At 59.5% G+C, this 19836-nt stretch carries 18 protein-coding genes; 5 read left to right on the forward strand and 13 right to left on the reverse strand.

Going from position 1 to position 19836, the window contains the following annotated elements; translation table 11 throughout:
• Nucleotides 1–10: 10 nt before the first annotated feature.
• On the reverse strand, nucleotides 11–769 hold the full coding sequence (locus PVA19_RS18065; protein WP_112359620.1) for a class I SAM-dependent methyltransferase: 759 nt from the start codon (nucleotides 767–769) through the stop codon (nucleotides 11–13).
• A gap of 114 nt (nucleotides 770–883) precedes the next feature.
• Between PVA19_RS18065 and PVA19_RS18070 the strand changes: the two genes are divergently transcribed.
• The 3 genes from PVA19_RS18070 (at nucleotide 884) to PVA19_RS18080 (ending at nucleotide 4732) form a co-directional block, all read left to right on the forward strand.
• Nucleotides 884–2767 (forward strand): ABC-F family ATP-binding cassette domain-containing protein, encoded by a 1884-nt coding sequence (locus PVA19_RS18070; RefSeq protein WP_113225468.1) that lies wholly within the window; start codon nucleotides 884–886, stop codon nucleotides 2765–2767.
• Nucleotides 2768–2863: 96 nt separating this feature from the next.
• Nucleotides 2864–3706, forward strand: a complete 843-nt coding sequence (locus PVA19_RS18075; protein ID WP_112359618.1) for a polysaccharide deacetylase family protein — start codon at nucleotides 2864–2866, stop codon at nucleotides 3704–3706.
• A gap of 99 nt (nucleotides 3707–3805) precedes the next feature.
• Complete coding sequence (locus tag PVA19_RS18080; protein WP_274103743.1) at nucleotides 3806–4732, forward strand: Gfo/Idh/MocA family protein; 927 nt, start codon at nucleotides 3806–3808, stop codon at nucleotides 4730–4732.
• Between the two features lie 146 nt (nucleotides 4733–4878).
• Here the strand turns inward: PVA19_RS18080 and PVA19_RS18085 are convergent, their stop codons facing one another.
• The 10 genes from PVA19_RS18085 to PVA19_RS18130 all read right to left on the reverse strand — a co-directional run bounded on the left by PVA19_RS18085 (nucleotide 4879) and on the right by PVA19_RS18130 (nucleotide 15859).
• On the reverse strand, nucleotides 4879–5589 hold the full coding sequence (locus PVA19_RS18085) for a ribonuclease activity regulator RraA (protein WP_062425600.1): 711 nt from the start codon (nucleotides 5587–5589) through the stop codon (nucleotides 4879–4881).
• Nucleotides 5590–5622: 33 nt separating this feature from the next.
• Nucleotides 5623–6423, reverse strand: coding sequence for an NAD-dependent epimerase/dehydratase family protein (locus PVA19_RS18090; protein ID WP_274103744.1), 801 nt, complete (start codon nucleotides 6421–6423; stop codon nucleotides 5623–5625).
• A gap of 12 nt (nucleotides 6424–6435) precedes the next feature.
• Nucleotides 6436–8160, reverse strand: coding sequence for an L-arabinonate dehydratase (araD, locus tag PVA19_RS18095; RefSeq protein WP_274103745.1), 1725 nt, complete (start codon nucleotides 8158–8160; stop codon nucleotides 6436–6438).
• A 1-nt stretch (nucleotide 8161) separates the two neighbouring features.
• Nucleotides 8162–9244, reverse strand: coding sequence for an ABC transporter ATP-binding protein (locus tag PVA19_RS18100; protein WP_274103746.1), 1083 nt, complete (start codon nucleotides 9242–9244; stop codon nucleotides 8162–8164).
• Between the two features lie 22 nt (nucleotides 9245–9266).
• The gene (locus PVA19_RS18105) at nucleotides 9267–10310 is read right to left on the reverse strand and encodes a carbohydrate ABC transporter permease (RefSeq protein WP_274103747.1); all 1044 of its coding nucleotides are present in this window, start codon (nucleotides 10308–10310) and stop codon (nucleotides 9267–9269) included.
• Nucleotides 10303–11271 carry a carbohydrate ABC transporter permease gene (locus PVA19_RS18110; RefSeq protein WP_274103748.1) on the reverse strand — a complete coding sequence of 323 codons (969 nt, stop codon included), beginning with the start codon at nucleotides 11269–11271 and terminating at the stop codon, nucleotides 10303–10305. Before PVA19_RS18110 ends, PVA19_RS18105 begins: the two co-directional genes overlap by 8 nt.
• Nucleotides 11272–11328: 57 nt before the next feature.
• Nucleotides 11329–12603 (reverse strand): ABC transporter substrate-binding protein, encoded by a 1275-nt coding sequence (locus PVA19_RS18115; RefSeq protein ID WP_111847825.1) that lies wholly within the window; start codon nucleotides 12601–12603, stop codon nucleotides 11329–11331.
• 117 nt (nucleotides 12604–12720) lie between these two features.
• Nucleotides 12721–13800, reverse strand: coding sequence for a Gfo/Idh/MocA family protein (locus tag PVA19_RS18120; protein WP_274103749.1), 1080 nt, complete (start codon nucleotides 13798–13800; stop codon nucleotides 12721–12723).
• Nucleotides 13797–14813 (reverse strand): Gfo/Idh/MocA family protein, encoded by a 1017-nt coding sequence (locus PVA19_RS18125; RefSeq protein ID WP_274103750.1) that lies wholly within the window; start codon nucleotides 14811–14813, stop codon nucleotides 13797–13799. The genes PVA19_RS18120 and PVA19_RS18125 overlap by 4 nt, the downstream gene beginning before the upstream one ends.
• Nucleotides 14810–15859 carry a Gfo/Idh/MocA family protein gene (locus PVA19_RS18130; RefSeq protein WP_274103751.1) on the reverse strand — a complete coding sequence of 350 codons (1050 nt, stop codon included), beginning with the start codon at nucleotides 15857–15859 and terminating at the stop codon, nucleotides 14810–14812. Before PVA19_RS18130 ends, PVA19_RS18125 begins: the two co-directional genes overlap by 4 nt.
• A gap of 105 nt (nucleotides 15860–15964) precedes the next feature.
• Here PVA19_RS18130 and PVA19_RS18135 point away from each other — a divergent pair, with 105 nt between their 5' ends.
• Complete coding sequence (locus PVA19_RS18135; RefSeq protein ID WP_062425610.1) at nucleotides 15965–16678, forward strand: GntR family transcriptional regulator; 714 nt, start codon at nucleotides 15965–15967, stop codon at nucleotides 16676–16678.
• Between the two features lie 33 nt (nucleotides 16679–16711).
• Nucleotides 16712–17638, forward strand: coding sequence for an SMP-30/gluconolactonase/LRE family protein (locus PVA19_RS18140; RefSeq protein ID WP_111847821.1), 927 nt, complete (start codon nucleotides 16712–16714; stop codon nucleotides 17636–17638).
• 12 nt (nucleotides 17639–17650) lie between these two features.
• Here the strand turns inward: PVA19_RS18140 and PVA19_RS18145 are convergent, their stop codons facing one another.
• Both PVA19_RS18145 and PVA19_RS18150 read right to left on the reverse strand, forming a co-directional pair.
• Nucleotides 17651–18100, reverse strand: a complete 450-nt coding sequence (locus PVA19_RS18145; RefSeq protein WP_062425612.1) for a DNA polymerase III subunit chi — start codon at nucleotides 18098–18100, stop codon at nucleotides 17651–17653.
• A gap of 29 nt (nucleotides 18101–18129) precedes the next feature.
• Nucleotides 18130–19620, reverse strand: a complete 1491-nt coding sequence (locus tag PVA19_RS18150) for a leucyl aminopeptidase (RefSeq protein ID WP_274103752.1) — start codon at nucleotides 19618–19620, stop codon at nucleotides 18130–18132.
• Nucleotides 19621–19836: the final 216 nt, after the last annotated feature.

Here is a 19836-nt window from a genome sequence, read left to right on the forward strand (position 1 = left end):
GAAGCGAAGGTCAGAACCTGTAGAGGAAAAGCCTCGTGCGACGAGCATCATCGACCTCCAGGATCGTGACTGGCGCCACACCCGGGACCTCGAAACTGTTGGAGACCAGGATCGTTCCCGGACGCATCGCCGCCTTTGCCTTTTCGTAAAGGCCGGGCATCGGTACGGGCGACAGGAAGCAGTAGGCCACATCATATTGGGAAAGATCCGCATCCCACAGGCTCTCATAGAGGATCGCCGCATTGGGACGGCGGATGAACGCTACCCAGAGCTTGGAGACCAATGTCAGGAGCGGTGCCGTCTCATAACCGTCCACCTGAACGGTGGGATGATGCTTCGCCAAGAAGGTAACGATGCCGCCGGCACCACTGCCCAGATCGGCAACGCGGCGGGCATTTTCCCGCGCCACAAGATCGCCGATCGCCCTCCAGGTCTGGCGATTGGTCATGTAGAACGGCACCTGTTCCTTCGCACCATTCCAGAAGACCAGCACGCAGGCGATGAAAGCGAGGCCATAGGCCCAGGCCGGGACGACGTCATTGTAGACGACGGCGAAGGGCAGAAGGATTTGCACCGGCAGCCAGAACCACCAGAGGCCAAGAAGCCGCCCGATCAGCGCCGACAGAAGGCCCTGTATCAGCAGGATTTCGAAAAGCCCAAATGGCAGCCGCCAGCCCATGCGCTGCACAAGAATGAAACCACCGAGCACGATCGCCTGAGACAGGACGAGCCTGACAAGGTTCAAGATGGGCTGGAGAATTCGGCTCATGAATAGGTTCTTCGTGACGGCATGGCAACCTCCCCTGTCTAGAAGGCCATGATGGCGCGGGGCTTGCCTCTCTCCCATCTTGCAAGCGCCAGTAAACTCGGCCAAAAGGCTGGCATGATCACGATTACCGACCTTTCCGCCCGTATTGCAGGCCGCCTGCTTCTCGACAATGCCAGCGTCTCGCTGCCGGACGGCGTGAAGGCCGGTCTTGTGGGGCGCAATGGTGCTGGGAAATCGACGCTGTTTCGCGTCATCACCGGCGATCTCGGCTCTGAAAGTGGCAGCGTCACCATTCCAAAGCATGCGCGCATCGGCCAGGTGGCGCAGGAAGCACCGGGGACGGAAGATTCGCTGATCTCCATCGTGCTTGCGGCCGACAAGGAGCGCGCAGCGCTGCTGCAGGAATCCGAAACGGCGACGGATCCGAACAGGATTGCGGAAATCCAGATGCGACTTGTCGATATCGACGCCCATTCGGCAGAGGCGCGCGCATCGGCCATTCTTGCCGGTCTCGGTTTCGATCAGGAGGCGCAGTTGCGCCCCGCCTCTTCCTTCTCCGGCGGCTGGCGCATGCGCGTGGCACTCGCCTCGGTTCTCTTCGCCGAGCCCGATCTTCTGCTGCTCGACGAACCGACCAACTATCTCGACCTTGAAGGCACGCTGTGGCTGGAAGACTATATCCGTCGCTATCCCCACACCGTCATCATCATCAGCCACGACCGCGATCTTTTGAACAATGCCGTCAATTCGATCATCCATCTGGATCAGAAGAAGCTGACCTTCTATCGCGGCGGCTATGATTCCTTCGAGCGGCAGAAGGCGGAAGCCGACGAGTTGCAGATGAAGGCGAAGGTGAAGAGCGATGCCGCGCGCAAGCATCTGCAAAGCTATATTGACCGTTTCCGCTACAAGGCCTCCAAGGCCAAGCAGGCGCAAAGCCGCATCAAGGCGCTGGAGCGGATGGGCACGGTTGCCGCCGTTATCGAGGATCACGTTCAGCCCATCACCTTTCCGGAGCCGGAAAAGCAGCCCGCCTCGCCGATTGTCGCGATCCAGAGCGGTGTCGTCGGTTACGAACCGGGCAAGCCGATCCTCAAAGGTCTGAACTTGCGCATCGACAATGACGACCGTATCGCCCTGCTCGGCTCCAACGGTAACGGCAAATCCACCTTCGCCAAGTTCATTTCCGGCCGCCTGCCAGCACAGGCGGGAGATCTGCGTATCGCGCCGGGCCTGAAGATCGGCTTCTTTGCCCAGCACCAGCTGGACGATCTGGTGCCCAACGAAACGCCGGTTGAGCATGTGCGCAAGCTGATGCCGCAGGCGGCGGAAGCGCAGGTGCGCTCACGCGTTGCGCAGATGGGCCTTGCGACGGAAAAGATGTCGACCGCTGCCAAGGATTTGTCGGGTGGTGAGAAAGCCCGTCTGCTGATGGGGCTTGCGGCCTTCCACGCGCCGAACCTGCTGATCCTCGACGAGCCGACCAACCATCTCGATATCGACAGCCGTCGCGCGCTGATCGAGGCCCTGAATGATTACGATGGTGCCGTGATCCTGATTTCGCACGACAGGCATCTCATCGAAGCCACCGTAGACCGTCTCTGGCTGGTCAACAACGGCACGGTGACGAGCTTCGAAGGCGATATGGAAGAGTATCGCGACATCGTCATCGCCTCCGGCAAGAAGAAGGATGAGAAGGTCGAAACCGCAAGTGATCAGGCGTCCAAGGCGGATCAGCGCAAAGCCAATGCCGAAAAGCGCGCGCAGCTTGCGCCGCTGAAGAAAAAGATCAACGAAATCGAATCCTTGACGGCAAAGCTTGAGAAACAGATTCAAGCGCTCGACACGGAGCTTGCCGATCCGACGCTGTATGAAAAGGCGCCGGCCAAAGCAGCAGAAAAGGTCAAGCAGCGCGGTGAAGCGGCGGCCAAACTTTCCGCGGCAGAAGAACAGTGGCTGTTGTTGTCCAGCGAATATGAAGAAGCCATGGCTGGATAAATCAAACGTTACTTTCCAGCAAGGGAAGTAACGCGCCGTTAACCATAATCATAGAAAGCTCGGCAACAACGTCACCCCTGATTTGCCGAGCTTTTCATGCGCTTCTCCCCACTCTTCGTGTCCGCAGCCATTGCGCTGTGCCTTTCCAGTTGCGCAGGTAAGCCGCAGGCCGAAGGGTCGCTGAAAAGCTCCTTCGCCGCTACCATGCCCGACAATCCCGCGGCAGGTGCACATGATCCGATCGCGCTATCGCCAGCGGCATGGATGCGTCCTCGCAATCCGATGGGCCTAGCCGGTCGCGACATCGAGGTGTCATCGCTGAAAGACATCGCGCTTGCCAATAAGGAAGTCGTGCTGAGTTTCGACGATGGCCCGGTGCCGGGCAAGACAGAGCGGATTCTCGCAACGTTGGACGAGTTCGGCGTGAAGGCCACTTTCCTGATGGTTGGCGAAATGGCACAGACCTATCCAGACATCGCCAAGAAGGTCGTTGCGGAAGGGCATACAATCGGCAGCCACACCTTCAGCCATCCGAACCTGCGCAACCTGACCTTCGACCGGGCGCTGGCGGAAGTGGCGAAGGGTGAAAAGGCCGTCGCTAAGGCAACGGAGACGGATGCGATGTTCTTCCGCTTCCCTTACCTGTCGGACAATCGCAACCTCCGGCACATGGTGTCCGAGCGCGGTCTCGTCATCATGGACGTCCAGGTCGATTCCAAGGATTATTTCTCCGATACACCTGCCGTCGTCGCGTCCCGCACGATTGCCGCCCTCCGACATCGTGGCAGCGGCATCATCCTGATGCATGACATCCACAAGCGAACAGCAACCATGCTACCCGCTCTGCTGACCCAGTTGAAGGCCGAAGGCTACAAGGTGGTGCACCTTGTCTACAAGAAGCCGGTCGGCAAGCCGCTGCTCGTCGCATCCACAAGCTGATTTTGCGGCGACGGCACCGAGCAACGGCTTGCCCGCCCGCCCGTTTCTGATACAAGGCATAAAGTATTATTTTTAGAGCATCACACGGGTCTTAAAAGCATGTCAGCCATCAAGCTTGCCATCGTCGGCGTCGGCAAAATCGTTCGCGACCAGCATCTTCCAGCCATTGCCGCCAATGCGGATTTCGAGCTTATCGCGACGGCCAGCCGCCATGGTACCGTCGAAGGCGTCCCGTGCTATCACACGATCGAGGAACTGATCGGAGCCGTGCCGGACGTGACCGCCGTGTCGCTCTGCATGCCGCCGCAATATCGCTACGAGGCTGCCTATACCGCGCTCAACGCTGGTAAGCATGTGTTCCTTGAAAAGCCGCCCGGTGCGACCCTTTCGGAAGTGCAGGATCTCGTTCGCCTGGCGGACTCAAAGGGTCTTTCGCTGTTTGCAAGCTGGCATTCGCGCTACGCTCCGGCTGTCGAAGCAGCAAAGAGCTTTCTGGCATCCACCAAGATCAACAGCGTTCATGTCATCTGGAAGGAAGATGTGCGCCACTGGCATCCGAACCAGGAATGGATCTGGCAGGCTGGCGGTCTCGGTGTCTTCGACCCCGGCATCAACGCGCTGTCGATCATCACCCATATCCTGCCGCGCGCGCTGTTCATCACCAAGGCGACACTGGAATTCCCGGAAAATCGTGACGCACCGATTGCCGCCGATATCCACTTCTCCGACGTGACGAAGATGCCGGTGCATGCCGAGTTCGACTGGCGTCAGACGGGCAAGCAGAGCTGGGATATCGTCGCAGAAACGGAAGCCGGTCAGATGGTTCTGTCCGAAGGCGCCGCGAAGCTTTCGATCAATGGCGAACTGACATTTGCAGAGCCGGAGCGCGAATACCCTGCCCTGTACGAGCGCTTTGCCGAGATCATCAAGGCCAAGTCATCCGACGTCGATCTCGCACCGCTGACCCACGTCGCCGATGCGTTTCTGCTCGGTCGCCACAAGTTCGTGGATTCCTTCTACGACTAATAGCGGTCGTCGACGAGTTTAGCCGATGGACAAATGGCCGGGACGAACCCGGCCATTTTCTTTATGAATGATCTCGCTTAGAGCGCCGTGCTTTCCGAAAATCGGCTTCGATTTTCGGGCCGACGCTGTAGGGCCTTGCCCGAAGGTCAACGACCGTTTTCCTTGCGCCATGCTGCAAAAGCGGTCTGGTGCTCGTCCTTCGTGCAGGGATAGAGGCCGATAATCGTTTCGCCTGCCTTGACCCGTTCCACGACAAAGTCCTCGTAAGCGGTCATTTCTACGGCTTCGGTCGCAATTTCATCGGCAATACCGGCGGGGATGACGATAACGCAATCCGCATCGCCAACGATGATGTCGCCAGGGAAGACCGGCGCGTCGCCGCAGCCGATCGGGCCGTTGATCTCGATTGCTTCATGCTTGGTGAGGTTCGTCGGGCTGGACGGGCGGGTGTGGTAGGCCGGGATATCCAGCTCGGCAATGGTTGCCGCATCGCGAAAGCCGCCGTCGGAGACGATACCGGCACCGCCGCGCACCATCAAACGGGTGACGAGAATATCGCCGGCAGAGGCAGCACTTGCATCCTTGCGGCTATCCATGACCAGCACATGGCCTGGAGGGCAGGTCTCGATCGCCACGCGCTGCGGATGGGCAGGGTTGCGGAATTCGACGAGCTGATTGCGGTCTTCACGGGCCGGCATGTAGCGCAGTGTGAAGGCCGGGCCCACCATGTTCTTGCCCTTGTAACCAAGCGGGCGCACACCCTGGATGACCTGGTTGCGCAGGCCGCGCTTGTAAAGCGCCGTTGCCAGTGTCGCGACGGAAATCGTCGATAATTTTTCGCGGGTTTCGCTGTTCATAGTGTTCTCCTCGTCGTGACGGATGAAGGCTTTTCACGCCTTGTGAATGGGCTCGTCGATGAAGACGCCACCCTGATATTTCGCGATGGCCGCTTCCGGATCGGGGCGCGGCACGGTCCGTTCGATCTCCTCGCGGAACCGCGCGGCATTGTCACGCCGCTGCCAGCCGAGAAAATCGACATGTGAATTGTCCCACCAGGCATCATCATTGTCAGACACACCCCAGATCACCGGGCAGCCAAGCTTTGGCACGAGGAAAACGGCCTCGATCAGCGAGACGAAATCGTCATGGCTGAGCCAGGTGGAGAGCATGCGCCAATCCATCGGCTTTTCGGTGCAGGAACCGATCCGGACGATCGCCGTCTCCTGGCCGAACTTGGAATGATAGAGGCTCGCAATCGCCTCGCCGAAAATCTTCGACACGCCGTAAAGCCCGTCCGGCAGGAAGGGCATGTCTGCAGTGAGCTGAGCGCCTTGCGGATAGTAGCCGATCGTGTGATTGGTCGAAGCGAAGAGAATGCGTGGCTTCCCGTTCGCCCGCGCCGCTTCATAGAGATTGTAGACTCCGCGCAGATTGGCGTCCTCGATCGGGTCGTATGCCTTCTCGACCGAAATGCCGCCTAGATGAACGATGCCATCGCAATCCTTCACCAGATCGTGGACGGCCTCAGCATCCTCCAGCGCGCAACGCACCACTTCCTCGTGCGGTCCGGCGGGTGCGGCAATCTCCGCCACATCCGAAAGGCGGACGATTTCGGCAACCTGGCCGAGACGCCCGCGCAGCATTCTGCCAAGCTGGCCGCCGGCACCTGTGATCAGCAAACGCTTCATCATCGACCCAATCCTTTAGTAGATGTCCGGCTCGCCAGCGCTGTGGCCGAAATCCGTCTGGAGGAAGTCGAAGTCGCAACCCTCATCCGCCTGGGTCACATGCTTGGAGAAGAGATAGCCGTAGCCACGCTCATAACGCGGCGCTGGCGGCTGCCAGGCGGCACGGCGGCTTTCGATCTCCTCTTCGCTGACCAGCATATCGAGGCGACGTGCGGGCAGATCGAGGCGGACGATATCACCTGTCTTCAGAAGCGCGAGCGGGCCGCCAACAAAGCTTTCCGGCGCAACATGCAGCACGCAGGCGCCATAGGACGTGCCGGACATGCGGGCGTCGGAAATGCGCACCATGTCGCGGTGGCCCTTCTTGATCAGCGCTTTGGGGATGGGCAACATGCCCCACTCCGGAAAGCCCGGGCCACCCAGTGGTCCTGCATTGCGCAGCACCAGAACATGATCAGGGGTGACGTCAAGATTTTCATCGTCGATCGCCGCCTTCATTTCGGGATAGCTATCGAAGACGAGCGCTGGACCTTCATGGACATGGAACTTGGGATCGCTGGCCGCAGGCTTGATCACGGCACCATCCGGGCAGAGATTGCCACGAAGGACGGCAAGCGAACCCTCTGCATAGACGGGATTGTCGAGCGAGCGAATGACATCGTCGTTATAGACCTTGGCGCCTTCCAGGTTTTCACCCATGCTGCGACCGGTCACCGTCAAGGCTGAACAATCAAGGCGGCTTTCGATCTGCTTCATCAGAGCGCGCAGACCACCGGCAAAGTAGAAGTCCTCCATCAGATAGTCTTTGCCCGAGGGACGGACATTGGCGATCAGCGGGGTGACGCGGCCGAGCGCATCCAATTCGTCCAGCGTCATCGGCACGCCGGCGCGCCTAGCCATGGCGATCAGATGCACGACGGCGTTGGTGGAGCAGCCGGTTGCCATGGCAACGATCGCCGCATTGCGGAAGGCTGCCGCACTCAAAATCTTGTTTGGGGTCAGATCCTCGGCCACCATTTCCACGATGCGACGGCCGCAGGCCGCCGACATGCGCAGATGAGCTGAGTCCACGGCAGGGATCGAAGATGCACCCGGCAGCGTCAGACCAAGCGCATCGGTGATCGCGGTCATGGTGGAGGCCGTGCCCATGGTCATGCAGACGCCGGCGGAGCGCGCGATGCCGCCCTGGACGCCGCTCCACTCTTCATCGGTGACATTGCCTGCGCGGCGTTCGTCCCAGTATTTCCAGGCGTCAGAGCCGGAACCGAGTGTCTTGCCGGCATAGTTGCCGCTCAGCATCGGGCCAGCGGGCAAATAGATCATCGGAACGCCAGCGGAGATCGCACCCATGACGAGACCGGGTGTGGTCTTGTCACAGCCGCCCATCAGCACGACGCCATCGAGCGGATGAGAACGGATCATCTCTTCCGTCTCCATCGCCAGCATGTTGCGGTAAAGCATGGAGGTCGGCTTGGTAAAGCTCTCATCGACGGAGAGGGATGGCATCTCGACGGGGAAGCCGCCAGCCTGAAGAACGCCACGCTTCACGTCCTTCACTCGTTCGGGAAAATGCGAGTGACAGGTGTTGAGCTCCGACCACGTATTGAGGATGCCGATCACCGGCTTGCCGGCAAAATCCTCTTCGGAATAGCCAAGCTGCATCATGCGCGAGCGGTGGCCGAAACTGCGCAGGTCGTCGGGGGCAAACCAGCGGGCGGAGCGAAGCTTCTTCTCGGTCATGTCAAACGTCCTGCTTGAGCGTCAAGCCGCTCGTCGTATCGAAAAGGTGAACGTGCTCGAGCGGCGCGGCCATGCGGATCACCTCACCGGCTGCAGTGGAGGTTTGCCCGGACAGATGCAGCGTCACGGGCGTACCATCGCCCATATTGCCGTAGAGATAGGATTCTCCACCGAGCTGTTCGGCTGTGCGCACCGACATGGTGAGCGGTCCCTCACTGCCGTGCTTCACATGGTTGGGGCGAATGCCGAGCGTGACCTTCTGGCCGGGCACATAGGAAAAACCGGTCTGCGGCAGCGGGATCAGTTCTCCCGTGGCGATCTTCAGCAGAGGTGTCGGTCCGGAGATCACCTCGCCAGCGAAGAAGTTCATCTTTGGCGACCCGATGAAGCCTGCGACGAAGAGATTGGCAGGCCGATTGTAAAGATCGAGCGGGACGCCGAACTGCTCCAGCTTGCCAGCGCGAAGCACGGCGATCTTGTCGGCCATGGTCATGGCTTCCACCTGGTCGTGGGTGACGTAGATCATCGTATTGCCAAGACGCTTGTGCAGAGCGGAGATTTCGCCGCGCATATCGACGCGCAGCTCCGCGTCGAGGTTGGAAAGCGGCTCATCGAAAAGGAAGACGCGCGGTTCACGCACGACGGCACGACCGATGGCAACGCGCTGGCGCTGGCCGCCCGACAGATCCTTGGGGCGGCGCTCCAGAAGCTGATCGATCTGTAGCATCTTGGAAACCTGAGCGATCTTTTCGGCGATCGCCTTCTTCGGCGTGCCGATGTTTTCAAGGCCGAAGGAGAGGTTCTCGCGCACCGTCATATGCGGGTAAAGCGCGTAGGACTGGAACACCATGGCAAGACCGCGGTCGGCGGCTGGCACCGTGTTGACAACATCGCCACCGATGACGATATCGCCATCGGTCAGGGCTTCCAGGCCTGAAATCATGCGCAGAAGCGTTGACTTGCCACAGCCGGACGGTCCGACGAATACGCAGAATTCGCCGTGCTTGATATCGAGATCGATACCCTTGATCACATCGAGGGCGCCATATGTCTTTTTGACCTGACGAAGCTCAATACTTGCCATTGTCTTGTCTCCTCCCGAAGGATTATTTGCCGCCCGTCGATGCAATGCCGGTGGCGATGTATTTTTGTAGGAACATGAAGACCAGCGCGATGGGCGCGAGCGTCAGCACGGTCATGGCGAGCAGGTTGCTCCACTCCGTCGACATCTCTCCCTGGAAGGAATTCAGTGCCAGTTGCAGGGTGAAATTGTCGTTGCGGGTCAGCACGATCAGCGGCCAGAGGAAGTCGTTCCAGCGCCACATGACCGCGAGAATCGCAAGCACCGCAAGTGCCGGTGCAGAGAGCGGCAAGATGATGCGCCAGTAGATCTTCCACTCGCTGGCCTTATCCATGCGTGCCGCGTCGAGGATCTCATCGGGGATCGTCAGCATATATTGGCGCAGCAGGAACACGCCGGTCGGCGTGGCGGCACCGGGAATGATCACGCCCCAGAGACTGTTGATCATGCCAAGCTGGCTGGTGATGAGAAAGAGCGGCACGAGGACGACCGTCTGCGGGATCATCAAAGTGCCGACGACCATGGCGAGAACGGCACCCCTGCCCTTGAACTGATATTTCGACAGGGCAAAGGCCGCCATGGAATTGACGATCAGCATGATGACGGTGGACGTTACCGTGATGAAGACCGAGTTCCAGAAGTAGAGCGGGAAGTTGAAGCGCTGGAAAAGCTCGGTGTAGTTCTCCGTCGCCAGCGACACGCGCTCTGCCGGCTTCAACTCGTTGAACGGCATTTTTTGAATTTCGGCCGGCTTGGCCGGATCGATGACCTGCGCTACCAGGCCGATGCGCCGCACCATGCCCACCGTCTGGCCGTCCTTGGTGGTGTAGGCGGGAAGCGGCGCTTGCTGTCCCTCCACCACGACCGTCTCCTGCGAATAGGGCAGAAAACGCGGAGGAAAGCGCTGAAGGTCCGCTTCCGTCTTGAAGGACGACAGAACAAGCCAGACGACCGGGCCGAACATGATCAGAACGGCCATGCCAAGATAGGCGTAGGACAGCCAGTCGGTCCAGTGCAGCTTGCCATTGCGGCCGCGCGTGCGGGTCAGAAATGCACCAATCCTAGCCATCGACCTTGCTCCTGTTTGCCCGGAATTGTAGCGCGGTCAGCACCACGAGAACGACAGCGAGAAGCAGCGAGGCTGCGGCTGCAAGGCCGAAATTGCGGGGCGTTCCGGCAAAACCGGTCTGATAGATGTATTGAATGATGAAGGTCGTTGCCGAGCCTGGACCACCGCCGGTGAAGGCGAAGATTTCGTCGAAGGTCTGTACGCCCTTGATCAGCGACAGAACCAGCACGACGAGCATGGTCGGCGCCAGAAGCGGCATGGTGATGCGGCGGAAGATGCGCCAGGGGTTGGCCCTGTCGAGTTCTGCGGCCTCGTAGACGTCGCGCGGGATCGCCTGCAGACCGGCAAGCAGGATGAGCGTGTAAAAGCCCATATGCGCCCAGACCGAGAGAAAGACCGACCAGCCGAAGGCAAGGTTTGCTTCCAGCATCCAGTCGACAGAGCTCAAGCCCATCCCTTCCATCGCGGCATTCAGCACGCCGAAGCGCTGCAAGATCCACTTCCAGATCAGCGCCACGACGACGGGCGACAGAAGCACGGGGAAGAAGAACACGGCGCGGAAGAAACCACGGGCGCGGATATCGCGGTTGAGGATGATGGCGGTGATCAGCGAGAAGCCGACCATGAAGCCCACCTGCAGCACGACGAAGAGCAGCGTGTTCCATACCGAGCGCCAGAAGAGATCCTGCTGACAGGAATTCGGGTCGAGATAATTGCCGCAGGACATCAGCGCCGAGAAATTACCACCGCCGACGAAGGGGCGATCGGCAAGCATGATCTGCTCGGTGCCGGTCACCGAATAGGCGACGTTCAGCAGGATCGGCAGAAATGCGAAAACAGCAAAGAGTAACAGGTTAGGGGTGAGAAACACCCAGGCAATCCGTCGATGGCCGAGAACCTTCTGCAGGAAGGCGAATGGCAGTTCGACGATGCCCATCACTGGCGCAATAAATTTATACATGGGGCTCCTCCTTCGATCCGGCGCGGCGCGGGATGCGCCGCGCCGGAAGGCGATGGATCACTTCGCCTGTTTCAACATTTCCTCAACGTCCGTCTTGGCGCGTGCCATCGCTTCATCGACCGTGAGTTCGCCGACGATGGCCTGCGTGATACGCTGGACAGAGATGTTGAACATGGCGCGATTATTCTTGTAACCCTGGTAGGCGTAAGCAATCGGGCTGATGCCGGGGATCTGGTCGAGCCAGGCATTCATGGCCTTCTGCGTGGCAGGGGTCGCACCGGTATAGGTCACGCCCTTTTCCGCGATGGACTTCTTGGCCGGAACGTTGCGGGTGCGAACCGTGAAATCGAGATAGTTCTCGTCTTCAGCGAGGAAGTTCAGGATATCGGCAACGATTTTCGGGTTCTTGGTCTGCTTGAAACCGACAATACCGGTACCACCTGGCATGCCGGTGCAGGCAGCACCACCGCATGGCTGTGGTACGACTTCCCAGTCGAAGGCATCGCCCACCTGGCTGTCGAAGCGCGCGGTCTGCCAGCTGCCGGAATAGTAGTAGGCAAGCTGGCCGTTGATGAATTCCTGCGCGGCGTCGCGATAGGTGTTGCCGCCCTGCCCGGCCCAGACGTCACGCGCCATGGTACCGTTCTTGTTCCACTCGACGAACTTCTTCACGAAAGTCGTAAAGCCTTCATCGACCAGGATCGGTTTGCCTTCCGCGTCGAAAATCTTGGCGCCGTAGGAAATGGCCGGGCCGGCAATACGGTGGCCGGAACGGTCGATCGCCATCGGGTAAGGCGTGCTGGTGGCCTTGGCAACGGCAGTCGCAGCCTTTGCCCAATCGTCCATCGTCGCGTCCTTGCCGGGTACGGCAACATTGGCCTGATCGAAGAGCGTGCGATTGATGAAGGCGCCTGTGATGGTCAACTGCGTATGCATGCCGTAGATGCCCTTGTCTTCAGGGCCGCTGCGGTACCATTTCAGCACGTTGGAGAAATTGTCTTCCCAGTTCTTCGCGTCCACATAGGGCGTGAGATCGAGGTAATAACGGTTCAGGCCGCCAAGGTCGGTGACGGTGGCGAAGTCAGGGCCGCTGCCACCAGCGAGCTGAACGGGCAGACCTTCCAGCAGTGCCTTGTAAGGAACCACGTCGGTCACGATCTTCACGTCGGGATGCTGCTTTTCATAGCGTGCGAGAATGTCCTTCAGGATTTCGCAGCCATTGCCGTCATAGGCGCAGGTGAAGCGAACTTCCTGGGCAGCCTGAGCGCCACCCGCGAAAGACGCTGTGCCCAAGGCCAACGCCGCGAATGCGATTTTGTATTGACTGATCATCTGGTTTCCTCCCGTTCGATGATTATGCTTTAGAGCGCCGAGCGTCCTTTGGGACGCACAAAGGACGCTCTACGCTTCAGATTTACGCATCGTGCATTCCGAAAATCGCTCCGATTCTCAGGCCGATGCTGCAGCTGGTGCTGGCTGTGGAGCCCAACCCTTGATCCACTGACCTTCCGCCGCTTCTGCCAGACGCACCGGCTTGCCTTCCCGCGCCGAGCGATAGATGGCCGTGACGAGTTCGATCGATTGCAGACCGTCCGTTACGGTGACTTCCTTGCCGCCGCGTCCCTCCATGGCGTCGGCGATCGCCTCGACAAAACCGGTGAAACCGTTTTCGCCGTCGCCAACCGTCGCAAGAACCGCGTCGATCTGAGCTTGAGTCGTTGGCGCACGGGCGATAAAGCGCCATTTGTCTTCCGCAGGACGATAGGGCAGCGAACCGCTTTCGGCAGTGAAACCTTCAAAGCAGAAGCGTAGACGCGACGTATCTTCGGCAGCACCGAGCGTGACAGAACTTGTTGCCAACGCGCCATTCTTCATGCGGAAGCTGAGGGCCGCGCAGTCTTCGGTTTCGATCGTGTTGACCCGGGTATCGGCCATGGTGAAGACTTCATCGACCGGGCCAAGCACGTAGCAGATCAGATCATGCGCATGGATCGCATGACCGAGGATCGCGCCACCGCATTCGCCCTTCCAGGTGCCGCGCCATGGAATGTCGTAATAACCCTTGCCACGGTTCCAGTGGACCTCCGAGCTTGCAACATAGGCCTTACCAGCAAGCCCGGCATCGATCAGCGCACGAAGCTGGCGCATGGCCGGACCAAAGCGATACTGGAAAACGGGGAAGATGCTGCGGCCGGTTGTCTTGACGGATTCGAGAAGCGCATTTGCCTCTTCCAGCGAACGCACGAGCGGTTTCTCGCAGACCACGTCCTTGCCGGCGGCATGCGCCTTCAGCGTGATCGGAAAATGCAAGTGCGGCGGCAGGCAGACGTCGATGAGCTGGATGCTCGGATCCGCCAGGACCTCATCCAGATGGGCTGTGACGTGGATGGACGTGCCATTGGCAACGCCACGCGCACGTTCCACGTCGAGATCGCAGATCGCCTTGACGGAGAAACGCTCCGGCAAAGCGAGATACCCCTTCAGATGCTCGGCACCAATACCGGCACCGACAATGGCGACGCCAATCATGCCTTTGCTCCTTCAGCCTTGGCCTGTGCCTGAAGCGACAGATCGCAAACCTTGAAGACATGTTCCTGCGCCATCGCCGTTTGGGTGCGGTTGCGGATGTCGTCGCATACGCGTCCGAAATATGGGAGGCCAGCGTCGGAGGCATCGATGTACTCGCAGCGATCGCCATTGACGAGGATCAGGCGATCTGTGCCCTCGCTGTTGCCGACATCGACATATTTGCGCAGTTCGATATAGCCCTCGGTGCCGAGGATCGTCAGGCGGCCATCACCCCAGGTGGGCAGCGCATCCGGCGTATACCAATCGACGCGGATGTAGCCATGGCCCTTGTCACCGCGCAGCAGCACTTCGCCAAAATCCTGCAGGCCCGGATCTCCCGGGTTGGCGTAATTGGCAACCGAAGCAGACACAATTTCCACCTCGGTGGAGCCGGTGAAGAACATGAACTGGTCGATCTGGTGGCTGGCGATGTCGGTGATGATGCCGCCGTATGCTTCACGCTCGAAGAACCACTTTGGACGGATCTGGCGGTTGAGGCGATGCGGACCCATGCCGATGGTCTGCACGATGCGGCCGATGGCGCCGGCTGCGACCAGTTCCGCAGCCTTGGTGACGCTCGGCACTTCGAAGCGCTCCGAGAAGTCGACTGTCCAGATGCGGTTGGTCTTCTTGACCGTCTGGCGAATGCGCTCAAGCTGTTCAAATGTGGTGCAGCCCGGCTTGTCGGTCATGACATCCTTGCCGGCCTCCATCGAGGCGACCGCAAGGTCTGCGCGCTTGGATGGGATATCGGCAATGACGACGAGATCGACGCTGTGATCCGCCAGAAGCGCTTCCTTGGTGGCCGAACGCGGCACCTCGGGAAAACGCTTGACGAAGCCTTCGACCACGTCGGGCTCGCCTTCGGTCCACCAGCCGACGAACTCCGCACCGGCATCCATCAGGTTCTGTGCCATGCCAAAAATGTGGCGGTGCTCTATGCCCAGAGCGACGAACTTAATTGCTTTAGTCATTGTTGCAGTTCCACTTCCTTGCCGGTTTCGGCCGAGTTAATGATCGCGTCGATCAATCTGTGAGACAAAAGAGCCGCTTCGCCCGTGACAACCGGTGGACGTCGGGCGGTTATGCTATCGGCGAAATCCTCGAAGACGCCTTGGTGCCATTCATGGGTAAAAGCCATCGGATCGGCGCCGCCACCGGTGCCGGAAGCCGCCCCACCAAAGACCTCCTGGCGTCCGTCGCGCCAATCGACATGCAGGAGACCGGAAGCGATCCGGAGGCTGGCATTGTCGAAGTGCAGGACGATCGATTCCGCCGAGCCTGGAAAACTTGCCGTGCTCGCGACAAGCGAGCCGACCGCGCCATTTGCAAAGCGAAGGCCCGCAGCAACGTAATCTTCGGTTTCCATACGATGGAAACGAGTCGTTGCCGCCATAGCTTGAACGCGCGACACAGGACCTGTGAGGCTGAGGGCAAGATCGATGGTGTGAATGGCCTGGGAAATCAGAACGCCGCCACCGTCACGCGCCAAAGTGCCGCGACCGGGCTCGTCATAATAGGACTGGGCACGCCACCACGGCACGGAAATCTCGCAGAGACCGAGCTCTCCAAGCGTTCCGCCATCAACAAGTGCACGCGCCTTCTGTGATGCAGCCCGCATGCGGTGCTGAAAGATGATACCGAGCGTGACGCCAGCGTCCCGACAGAGAGCAACCAGATGCTCCGCCTCATCGGTGTTGCGAGCAACCGGCTTTTCCATCAGAATATCTTTGCCGGCGCGGGCGAAAGCTTCGACGATATCGAGGCGGGCGTTCGGCGGCGTGGCGATGATGGCGAAATCGACATCCTTATCATGCGCCGCCGCTTCCACCGAGGAATAGACCGTAACGTCATATCCTGCATGCTTCGACGCTTCCTCGGCCAGCGCCTTGGCGCGTCCGGAACCGCTGTCGACGATACCCTTCAATCTAATTTTCTCGGGGCTTGCTGCACAAGCGCGCACGTGGGTCTTCGCCACCATTCCGGCGCCTATAATGACGCAGGTCTTGAAATTCTGCATTTTCGGGGAGCCTCCCTTCCCAATGCGACGTAAATTGCATACCGGTATGCCGGTTGTCAACTGACTCGTGTTCCGGTATACCGGTTTAAAATTGCTGGAGTGCAAATGCCAAAAATCCCGATGACAGGCGGCTCTGTCCCGACTATGGAACGGCTGGATCTGAACCGCCCGGTAGTGGATCAGATTTATTCGGCGTTGAAATCCGCCATTTTGTCGCGAGAGCTTTTTCCCGGGCAGGCGGTGTCTGAAAATGAGATCGGGCTATCATTCAATTCCAGTCGCACGCCGGTGCGTGAAGCCTTGAGCCGTCTGCGAGACGACGGCCTGATCGTGACCCTTCCCAGCCGCGGCACCTATGTCTCCAAGCTTTCTGAAAAAAGTATCCGCAGTTCGCAGTTCATCCGTGAAGCGCTTGAGGTCGCAGCGGTCGAGAAGCTGTGCGAGATCGGTCTTTCGGCGGAAGCGGAGCAGGAGATCGAGCATGCGCTGAACGGTCAGCGCAAGGCAATGCAGCGTGGAGATCGCAAGGCCTTTCGTATGCATGACGACCAGTTTCACAGTGCTCTTGCTGCCGCCACAGGGATGGACAGGCTGGAAACGCTGCTCATCCGCGAAAAAGCAGGACTTGATCGCCTGCGGGCTCTTGCCATTACCGATGAGGCGCACATGGCTGGCCTGCTTGCCGAACACGAGGCAGTCTATGCAGCGATCCAGGATGGCAATGAAACTCTTGCGGCGGATGAACTGCGCAAACATCTTCGCCGCGTTCTTGGCATTCTGGCGCAGGTCTTCGCCAACCATCAGGATTATTTCGAGTAAATCCGCGGCACCACCGACACTGGATACCCCATCATGACGACTGCACACTCCGGATCGCTGCCTGCCGAAACGCTTGGCATGTCAGAGGCAGAGCTTCTCTGCGACACAATCAGCACTCTCGCCGAATCGCCCGTTTGGGACGAAAAGCGCCAAGTGCTGTTCTGGTGCGATATTCTCGGCAAGACGGTGCGCTCTGCCGCGCTAACGCCCGGCCAGTACCGTGAATGGTCTTTCCCAAGCACGGTGTCCAGCCTTGGGCTTTGCGACAATGGTGACCTCATCATTGCCTGCGGCATGGATATTGTTTTCCTCGATCCGGAAAGTGGCGCCACCCAAACGCTTTGCAGCATTCCGGCGCCGGAAGGCGCAGCTTTCCGCCTGAATGACGGACGGATCGGGCCAGACGGTGCATTCTGGGTCGGCACGATGCATAACGTGCCACTGGCGCAGATGGAGCCGCGCGGCGAACTTTGGCGCGTCACGGCGAGTGGCGCCGAACGGATGCAGACCGGCCTCACCTGCCCCAATGGGCTTGCCTTCTCGCAAGATGGTTCGGTCATGTGGCAGAGCGATTCCGTCCAAAGATGGATCCGTCGCCGCGCCTTCGACAAGAGCCGCGGCACTTTCGATGAAGGCATTCTGGTTGCGCAGATGACAGAGGAAACGGGCAGGCCCGATGGCGGCTGCGTCGATCGTTCTGGCGTTTATTGGAGCGCTGGCGTTTCTGCCGGACTGATCAATGCGTTTTCGCCCAACGGTACGCATCTTGGTGCGACTGAGGCGCCCGTCCCGCACCCCACCATGGGCTGCTTCGGTGGGCCGGACTTCAGTACGCTTTTTCTGACGTCCCACCGTCACAACATGTCCGACGAGCGGTTGCAGAAGGCGCCATCATCGGGCGGTGTGTGGATGATCCCGACCAAGACGACCGGCTTTGCCGGTTTTCGTTTTCGTCGTTGATGCGCTGGAGGCTCACGCCTTTTTCTGCCAGCGGCCTTCAGGCGATTGCTGCCAATAGGTGAGTGCATGGCCCTCGCCTTTCAGCTTCTTCCACTGCGCGCGTGCCGCTTCCAGCTGCTCTGCGTCATAGCCATCGAACATGAAGACGATGCGCTCATAGGCGTCCAGTGCCGGCGGCTCCGCACCATCGACAAGAAAGCGTACTGTCGCCTGATTGGCATTGCCATCACTTGAGGTGAGCAACACCGGCTGTTGCGCAGATGTTGCGGCGGCATCGGTGGCGTGCGGCAGAAAGCTATCGTCGCGGAACGTCCAGAGAAGCACGTCGAGCGCATCGCGCTTCTCATCACTTCCCGTTTGGACCGCGACCTTCCAGCCGCGCTCCAGCGATTTTTCCAGCAGCGGCGGCAAGGCATCCTCCAGCTTGGATTCCGTCAGATGATAAAACAGAACTTCCGTCATCGGGGGATTGCCACCTTCATGCTTCTATCTCAATCCTCGTAGTGCGCGCGGACCAACTCGTCCAGAAGGCGCACGCCATAGCCGGAGCCCCAGGACTGGTTGATCTCAGTCAGCGGCGAGCCCATGGCCGTACCGGCAATATCCAAATGCGCCCATGGCGTCTCACCGACGAAGCGCTTGAGGAACTGGGCCGCTGTGACCGAGCCCGCCAAGCGGCCAGCGCTGTTCTTCATATCGGCAAACTTCGAATCGATGATCTTGTCGTAGTCCTTGCCAAGCGGCATGCGCCACAGCTTCTCCTGTGTCGTGTCGCCCGCCTCGACCAATTGACCGGCCAGTTCATCGTCATTGGAGAAGAGGCCTGCCTGAAGATTACCAAGCGCAACTGTGATTGCACCGGTGAGCGTGGCAAGATTGATTATGAATTTCGGCTTGAAGCGATCGTTCGTGTACCAGAGCGCATCCGCCAGAACGAGGCGGCCTTCGGCGTCGGTATTGATGATCTCGATGGTCTGGCCGGACATGGAGGTGACGATATCGCCAGGCCGCTGGGCATTGCCATCCGGCATGTTTTCGACGAGCCCGATAACGCCGATCACATTGGCCTTTGCCTTGCGGGCCGCAAGCGTGTGCATGAGACCGGTCACGGCAGCAGCGCCGCCCATGTCGCCCTTCATGTCTTCCATGCCGGCACCTGGCTTCAGAGAAATACCGCCGGTGTCGAACACCACGCCCTTGCCGATGAAGGCGATCGGCTCGTCTTTCTTGGAGCCGCCATTCCATTGCATGATGGCAAGCCGTGGCGGGCGAACAGAGCCTTGCGCCACGCCGAGAAGTGCGCCCATGCCGAGCTTCTTCATTTCCTTTTCGCCAAGGATTTCAACCTCTACGCCGAGTTTCTTCAAGCCTTCCGCCTTCTCGGCAAATTCGACCGGACCAAGCACATTCGGCGGCAGATTGACGAGATCGCGCGCCAGAATGACGCCATCGGCGACGGCCTGAGCAGCCTCGAACGCCTTTTCTGCCTCCTTGTGGACAACCGTCACAATCGTCACATCGACGCGCTTCGGCTTCTTCTCTTCGTCGGACGGCTTCTTGGTCTTGTAGGCATCGAAGCTATAGGCGCGCAGCAGAAGCCCAAGGGCGAAGTCGGCGGCGGCCTTGCCATTCACATCGAGGCCCGGAACATCGACATAGACGACGACCTTTTCCGCCTTCTTGAAATTGGCAGCAGCAGTGCCGCCTGCCCTCAGCCAATCATGCGCGGTGAGCTTCGTGGCCTTGCCAAGGCCGATCACGGTGATGCGATCTGCCTCAGAACCCTGGGGCGTCAGAACATCGAGAACGCTCATCGACTTTGCTGAAAAGCCTGCCACCTTGGCGGCCTTTTCCAGCACGCCAGCCGGATCCACATGCGCCTGACCCGCCGCCCCTTCGTCGCCGGAAGCGCGCAGAAGAATTGCCGTGGCATTTTCACATGAGGCGGAAGCGGCGAAGGAAATATCGAAACTGGCGGACATCTTGATGCTCATCTTGCTGTTTTTTAAAGGGTGTGCGGATCATGGGCCTTTCCGCCCGTGACGCAACCCCGGCATGGCGACTCGCAGTGTCAAATTTGTGGATGGTCGCGGTAACGACTGAGGTTCGACGAAAAGTTTTTTCGCCAGCTCTCCACAAAAAGCCACAGCCACAGGAAAAATGACTGCGTGAAAGAAATTTGTGGTCCATCGAGAGTC

Source organism: Agrobacterium sp. CNPSo 3708 (genome assembly GCF_028674915.1).
GTDB lineage: Bacteria > Pseudomonadota > Alphaproteobacteria > Rhizobiales > Rhizobiaceae > Agrobacterium > Agrobacterium cavarae.